We start from the raw sequence: 7,132 nt of genomic DNA on the forward strand, positions 1-7,132 counted from the left end.
CCGCATGTGGACTGGGACAGCGGTGCGGTGCGGCTGCTGACCGAGGCGGTGGAGTGGCCGATCGGTGAGCGGCCGCGCCGGGCCGGTGTGTCCTCGTTCGGCGCCTCCGGCACCAACGCGCATCTCCTTCTGGAGCAGGCCCCCGAGCCGGTCGAGGGTGTCACGACCGAACCCGTGATCTCCCCCGATATGCGGGCGGTTCCATGGCCGTTGTCCGCGCGGAGTGCGGAGGCGCTGCGTGGCCAGGCCGCCGCGCTGGCCGAACGCGTCGCCAACTGCCCGGAGACCCCGGCGGTCGAGGTGGGCTGGTCACTTGCCACCACGCGATCTCTGTTCGAGCACCGGGCGGTGGCGCTGGGCGATGACCGCGCCGAGCTGCTTGCCGCCGTGGAGGCACTGGCGAGCGGTGAACCACATCCGGGTGTCGTACTCCCCGGCAGCGGAGCGGCGACGGGCAAGACCGTATGGCTCTTCAGCGGTCAGGGCAGTCAGCGCCAGGGGATGGGGGCCGGGCTGTACGAACGGTTCCCGGTGTTCGCCACCGCGTTCGACGAAGTCTGCGGCCTGCTCGACTCCCACCTGGAACATCCCCTCCACTGCGTGGTCTTCGACGGTGTGGCCGAGCGGCCGGGGCTGCTGGATCACACCACCTACGCCCAAGCGGGGCTGTTCGCCCTGCATATCGCCCTGGCGCGGTTGCTCGACTCGGTCGGCGTACGCCCCGACGCGGTCATCGGCCACTCCATCGGCGAGATCGCCGCCGCCCACGTCGCCGGGGTCTTCGACCTTCCCGACGCCTGTCGCCTCGTCGCCGCCCGCGCCACCCTGATGGGTGGGCTTCCCGAGGGCGGAGGCATGGTCACCATCGCGGCCACCGCTGATGAACTCGCCGAGGACCTGGCCCGATACGACGGCCAGGTGGGTATCGCCGCCGTGAACACTCCCGGCAACACCGTCATCTCCGGACCGATCGACGTTGTCACCGACATCAGCGCCACCTGGGCGGCCAAGGGCCGTAAGACCAGGACCCTGACCGTCAGCCACGCCTTCCACTCCCCGCTGATGGACCCGATCCTGGAGCCGTTCGCGCAGGCCATCGACGGCCTGACCTTCCACCGGCCCATCCTCCCGGTGCTCAGCAACCTCACCGGTGAGCCGGCCGACGAGGAAATGGCCACGCCGGGCTACTGGGTGCGCCACATCCGCCAACCCGTCCGCTTCCACCCCGCCATCGCCCATATCGCGCCCGAAACCGGCGTCTTCCTCGAACTCGGCCCCGACTCCGTTCTCGCCACCGCGACCCAGCACACCCTTCAGCACCTCACCCCGGACGAGGCGACGACGGACGCGGACAGCCACGAGGGAGGGGACGCGGCCGAGCGGCCGGCACCCCTGGTCACAGCCACCCTGAGCCGTAAGCGACCCGATGCGCACGCACTCGGCCACGCCCTCGCCCAACTGCACACCCATGGCACCGATATCGACTGGGCCCACTGGTTCCCGGCCGACCCGGCGCCCCGGACGGTCGACCTGCCCACGTACGCCTTTCAGCGCGCGCGCTACTGGCTGGCCCAGGGCGGTGGTGTCGGGGATGTGGGGGCCGCAGGGCTCCAGCGTGTCGAGCATGCCCAGCTTCCGGCGGCCGTCGGCCTCGCCGATGGCGGGCTGCTGCTCACCGGCCGGATCTCGGCCGGTGGCGGTGCCGGGGGCTGGCCGGCCGAGCATGTGATGGCGGGCGCCGTGCTGGCCCCGGGCGCGGCGCTGGTGGAGTGGGCGCTGCGGGCCGCCGATGAGGCGGGCTGCGGCGGGGTGGAGGAGCTGGCGCTCCACGTCCCGCTCGTGCTGCCCGCGTCCGGTGGGCTGCGCGTTCAGGTGGTGGTCGGCGTGGCCACCGAGGACGGGCGGCGTGATGTGCGGGTGTACTCCCGGCCCGACCGCGATGTCGAGCCCGGTGCCGAGCCGGGCTGGGTATGCCATGCCGAGGGCGTTCTGAGTCCGCCGTCCCCGCAGAGCCCCGCGCGGGGTCCGGTGGGCGAGCCGGGCCCGGCATGGCCCCCGGCGGGCGCGGAGCCCGTACGGCTGGACGGGTTCTACGAGCGCGCCGCGGCGTCGGGGTACGCCTACGGGCCGTCGTTCCGTGGCCTGCGGGCCGTATGGCGGGACGGCGCGGAGGTGTTCGCCGAAGTGGCGCTGCCCGAGGCCGCCGGAGACCCGGAGGGATTCGGTATCCATCCGGCGCTGCTGGACGCCGCGCTCCATCCGGCGTTCCTCCTCGACCGGCCCGGGCAGGAGAACGAGGACGGCCGGGTGTGGCTGCCGTTCGCCTGGAACGGCGTGTCGCTGTGGGCGGGCGGTGCCACGACCGTACGGGTCCGGCTCTCGCCCCGGGAGCAGGAGGCGGGTGGCTCCGAGGGCGAACGCGGTCTGCGGGTCGAGGTGGCCGACGCTCTGGGCGCTCCGGTGCTGACCGTTGACTCGCTGGTGATGCGACCGGCCGACATGGACCAACTGCGCACCTCCGGCGGGACGGAGGTGGACGGGCTGTTCACCCTGGAGTGGACGCCCCTGCCCGTCCCCGCACCGGACACCGGCGCCGGACGGCGGGAGCCGGATCCGGCGGACGGCGGTGAGTGGGTGGTTCTGGGCCCGCAGGAGTACGGGCCGATCGTGCCGGGCGCGGTACACCATCGGCATGTGGATGCGCTGGTGTCCGCCCTCGACGGTGACGGCCCCGCCCCCTCGGTGGCCATCGCGTATCCGCCCGCGTTCGGCGGCCCGTCCGGCGGGGACACGGGTACGGACCTGGCGGCCGCCGGTCTGGCGGCCTCGGAGCGGGTGCTGGAACTGGTGCGGGGCTGGCTGGCCGAACCTCGGCTGGCGGAGACGCGGCTGGTGGTGGTCACGCGGGGAGCGGTCGCGATCGAGACCTCCGACGCGGAGGGCGCCCCCGAGGCGGACGATGTCTCCGAAAGGGACGGCGCCCCCGACGCGGACGGCGCCCCCCACGCCGATTGCGCCGGAGACGGCGGCCTGGATGTGGCCGGGGCCGCCGTGTGCGGCCTGGTGCGCAGTGCGCAGGCCGAGAACCCGGGGCGATTCCTTCTGGTCGATCTCGACCCGGACTCCGAGCCGCTCGAAGAGAGCGTGCGCAGCGCCGTGGCATGGGCGGCGCACCTGGACGAGCCGCAGGTCGCGCTGCGGGCGGGGCGGCTCCGGGTGCCCCGGCTGATGCGTGCCGGTGGTATGAGCAGCGGGGGTGTGGCCGCACTGGTGGGACAGCCCGCGTGGCGGCTGGAGCTGACCGGCGCGGCCACGGTGGACAACGTGAAGCCGGTGCCGTGCCCGGAGGTGCTGGAGCCCCTCGGACCGCGTCGGGTACGGGTGGCGGTGCACGCGGCCGGTATCAACTTCCGTGACGCGCTGATCAGTTTGGGCATGGTCCCCGGCCAGACCGGGCTCGGTGGCGAAGGCGCCGGTGTGGTGCTGGCCGTCGGCCCCGAGGTGACCGGGGTCGCGGTGGGCGACCGGGTCATGGGGGTCTTCGACCGCGCGTTCGGCCCGACGGCGGTGACCGATGCCCGTATGGTGGCGCCCGTTCCCGCCGGGTGGACCGCTCAGCAAGCGGCCTCGGTGCCGGTGGCGTTCCTGACCGCCTGGTACGGGCTCGTGGAGCTGGCCCGGCTCCGGGCCGGGGAGAAGGTCCTGATCCATGCCGCGACCGGCGGTGTGGGCATGGCGGCCGTACGGATCGCCCGTCATCTGGGGGCGGAGGTCTACGCGACAGCGAGCCCCGGCAAGCATGCGGTGCTGGAGGCGATGGGCATCGACGAGGCGCACCGGGCCTCGTCACGCGATCTGGACTTCGAGGAGGTGTTCCGCGAGGACACCGGCGGGCGTGGCGTCGATGTGGTGCTCAACAGCCTCGCCGGACCCTTCGTCGACGCATCGCTACGGCTGCTGGGCGAGGGCGGCCGACTGATGGAGATGGGCAAGACCGACCTCCGTGACCCCGAGTGCGTCGCGGAGGAGCACCCCGGAGTGACGTACCAGGTCTACGACCTGATCACCGACGCCGGGCCCGAACACATCGGCCGGATGCTGGGCGAACTGGGCGAGCTGTTCACCACCGGAGCCCTGCGGCCGCTGCCGGTGCGGACCTGGCCGCTCAGCCGGACACGTGAGGCGCTGCGCCATCTCAGCCAGGCCCGGCACACCGGCAAGCTGGTGCTGGACGTCCCCGCCCCGGTGGACCCGGACGGCACCGTCCTCATCACCGGTGGCACCGGCACCCTGGGCGCGCTGGTCGCCGAACACCTCGTACGTGTCTGGCGGATCGGGCATCTGCTGCTGGTGAGCCGCCGGGGTCCGGAAGCACCGGGCGCCCGGGACCTCGCCGACCGGCTGACCGCCCTGGGCGCGCGGGTACGTATCGTCGCCGCCGATGTCACCGACGCGGCGGCCGTGGCCGAGCTGGTGGCGGGGGTCGACCCCGGGCATCCGCTGACCGGGGTCATCCATGCGGCGGGTGTGCTGGACGACGCCGTCGTCACCGCGCAGACCCCCGAGCGGCTGGCGCGGGTCTGGGCGGCGAAGGCCACGGCCGCGGCCCATCTGCACGCCGCGACGGCCCATCTGCGCCTGGGCGCGTTCGTGCTGTTCTCGTCGGCCGCCGGGGTCATGGGCAGCCCGGGACAGGCCAACTACGGTGCGGCCAACGCCTTCTGCGACGCGCTGGCGGCCCACCGCCGGGCACTGGGCCTGCCGACGGTCTCGGTGGCCTGGGGCCTGTGGGCCGAATCCAGCGAGATGACCGGCGGCCTCGCCGACGCGGACCTGGCCCGGATGTCCCGCTCTGGCGTCACCGCGATGGCCGCCGACCATGCCCTCCGGCTGCTCGACGCGGCGGCCGAGCACGGCGGCCACCTGCTGATCGCGGCGGACATGAACACCCGTGTCCTGGCCGCCCAGCCCGCCGACAGCCTCCCCGCCACGCTCCGCGCCCTCGCCGCATCCGGCGCCGGTGGCGCGGCGGCGCGGCGTACGGCGGCGGCAGCCGATACGCGGCCGGACGACTGGGCCGGGCGGCTGGCGGGCCTGTCCACCGCGGAACAGCACCGCGCGGTCCTCCAGTTGGTCCGTGGCCATGTGGCCACCGTGCTGGGGCACGCCGACGCCGAGGCGGTGCTGGCCGAGGCCAGCTTCAAGGAGTTGGGCTTCGATTCCCTGACCGCCGTCGAACTGCGCAACCGGCTCGCCGCCGCCACCGGTCTGCGGCTGCCCGCCGCGCTCGTCTTCGACTATCCGGAAGCGGCCGTGCTCGCCGACTACCTGCTGGAACGCATCGCCCCGGCGGTGGGCACCGGCACGGGCCGGGACGGCGCCGATCCGGTCCTCAACGAACTGGCCAGGCTCGAAACCACCCTGATCGGCCTCGAGATGGAAGACCACGATTCGGGGGCGGTCACGGCACGGCTCGAAAGCCTGCTGGCGAAGTGGAAAGCGACACGAAAGCCGGCGGAGGAAGAAAAGACCGCCGCGGAGAGGCTGGAGTCCGCGTCCGCGGCCCAGGTTCTCGACTTCATCGACAACGAACTGGGTGTGTCCTGAATGTGCCGGGCGCGACGATCGCTGAGGCCGGGTGAAACCGCATGGTGAACGTGAATGAAGAGAAACTGGTCGAGTATCTCAAGCGCGTCTCCGCGGATCTGCACGATACGCGCCTGCGTTTGCGCGAGGTGGAGGAGCGCCACCAGGAGCCGATCGCGGTCGTGAGCATCGCCTGCCGGTTCCCGGGCGGAGTGAATACGCCCGAGGACCTGTGGCGGCTGGTCACCGGCGGTGTGGACGCGATCGGGGACTTCCCCACCGACCGCGGCTGGGATCTCGACAGCCTCTATCACCCGGACCCGGACCACCCCGGCACCACCTACGTCCGCCGTGGCGGATTCCTCTACGACGCCGACCGATTCGACCCCCAGTTCTTCGGCATCAGCCCACGCGAGGCGCTCGCCACCAGCCCTCAGCAGCGACTGCTGCTGGAAACCGCCTGGGAGGCATGCGAACGGGCGGGAATCGACCCGGTGTCCCTCAAGGGCTCCCGGACGGGCGTCTACGCCGGTACGGCGACCACCGGCGGCGCCACATCGGGTGACCTTCCGCAGAAGGGATCCGAGGGATACGCGGGCAACGCACCGAGCCTGCTGTCGGGCCGGGTCTCCTACACCTTCGGCCTGGAGGGACCGGCCGTCACGGTGGAGACGGCGTGCTCGTCATCCCTGGTCGCGATCCATCTGGCCGGCCAGGCACTGCGGCAGGAGGAGTGCACCCTGGCCCTTGCGGGCGGGGTGACGGTGATGGCCACTCCCGAGGTGTTCACCGGCTTCTCCCGGCAACGGGGACTGTCCCCGGACGGCCGGTGCAAGGCGTTCTCGGTGCACGCCGACGGCACCGGATGGGGCGAAGGCGTCGGACTCGTCCTGCTGGAGCGGCTGTCCGACGCCCGGCGCAACGGACATGAGGTGCTCGCCCTGATCCGTGGCTCGGCCATCAACCAGGACGGCGCCAGCAACGGATTCAGCGCGCCGAACGGCCCCTCCCAGCAGCGGGTGATCCGCCAGGCCCTCGCCGCCGCCCGACTGGCCCCGTCCGAGGTGGACGCGGTGGAGGCGCATGGCACGGGCACCAAGCTGGGCGACCCGATCGAGGCCGACGCGCTGATCGCCACCTACGGCCGGGACCGTCCGGAGGACCGGCCGTTGTGGCTCGGCTCGCTGAAGTCGAACATCGGCCATACGCAGGGCGCGGCGGGTGTGGCCGGTGTGATCAAGATGGTCATGGCCCTGCGACACGGCGTGCTCCCGGCCACCCTCCATGCCGAGGAGCTGACGCCCCATGTGGAATGGGACGGCGGCGGTGTGCGGCTGCTGACGGAGGCGGTCGAGTGGCCGGACGGGGAGCGGCCGCGCCGGGCCGGCGTGTCGTCCTTCGGGATCAGCGGCACCAATGCGCATGTGATCGTGGAGCAGGGGCCTGAGGAGGTTGCGCCGCAGGTGGGGGTGGATGCCTCTGGTGTGGGTGGGGTGGTGCCGTGGGTGGTGTCGGGGCGTAGTGCGGAGGCGTTGCGGGGGCAGGC

General features: G+C 72.8%; 2 protein-coding genes. Both read left to right on the forward strand.

The features are described from left to right. The coding region (locus tag KN815_RS44490) for an SDR family NAD(P)-dependent oxidoreductase (RefSeq protein ID WP_216347474.1) at positions 1–5,607 on the forward strand (5,607 nt) is incomplete at its 5' end. 41 nt (positions 5,608–5,648) lie between these two features. Beyond that, positions 5,649–7,132, forward strand: a 1,484-nt coding sequence (locus KN815_RS44495; RefSeq protein WP_216347476.1) for a type I polyketide synthase, incomplete at its 3' end; no start/stop codon positions are given.

This window comes from Streptomyces niphimycinicus, from assembly GCF_018883605.1.
Classification (GTDB): domain Bacteria; phylum Actinomycetota; class Actinomycetes; order Streptomycetales; family Streptomycetaceae; genus Streptomyces; species Streptomyces niphimycinicus.